This window comes from Salinimicrobium oceani, assembly GCF_012037645.1.
Window position 1 is genome coordinate 1 of the sequence record NZ_JAAVJR010000193.1, and the last position, 637, is coordinate 637.

At 44.6% G+C, this 637-nt stretch carries 1 protein-coding gene; it reads right to left on the reverse strand.

All coding sequences use genetic code 11. The features are described from left to right. A partial coding sequence (locus HC175_RS16210) for a helix-hairpin-helix domain-containing protein (protein WP_445326496.1) occupies positions 1–637 on the reverse strand: 637 nt, incomplete at both ends.

Here is a 637-nt window from a genome sequence, read left to right on the forward strand (position 1 = left end):
GGCTGCCCGCAAGTCGATCCTTTTTGCCATATCAAAAATGGATCTGTAAGGACCTTTTTCTTTTCTATTTTCTACAATTGTGGCAACAGCCCCTGCTCCTACTCCTTTAATGGCTCCCATTCCAAAGCGAACTGCATTCTCCTTGTTAACCGAGAACTTGTAATAAGATTCATTTACATCGGGACCAAGAACATTCAGCTTCATGCGCTTACATTCTTCCATAAAGAAGGTCACCTGTTTGATGTCATTCATATTATTAGAAAGTACCGCCGCCATATATTCCGCAGGATAATGGGCTTTAAGGTAAGCAGTTTGATAAGCGATCCAGGCATAACAGGTAGAGTGCGATTTGTTGAAGGCGTAGGATGCAAAAGCTTCCCAGTCTTTCCAAATCTTCTCGAGCACATCCCTTGGATGCCCTTTTGCTTCCCCTCCATCAAGGAATTTTGGCTTAAGTTCTTCCAGCAAGGCAAAGATCTTTTTACCCATCGCTTTCCGAAGCACATCGGCTTCACCTTTTGTAAAGCCTGCCAGCTTTTGTGAAAGTAACATCACCTGCTCCTGGTAGACCGTAATCCCGTAAGTCTCCTTGAGGTATTCCTCCATATCGGGCAGGTCGTAAACGATCTCTTCCTCC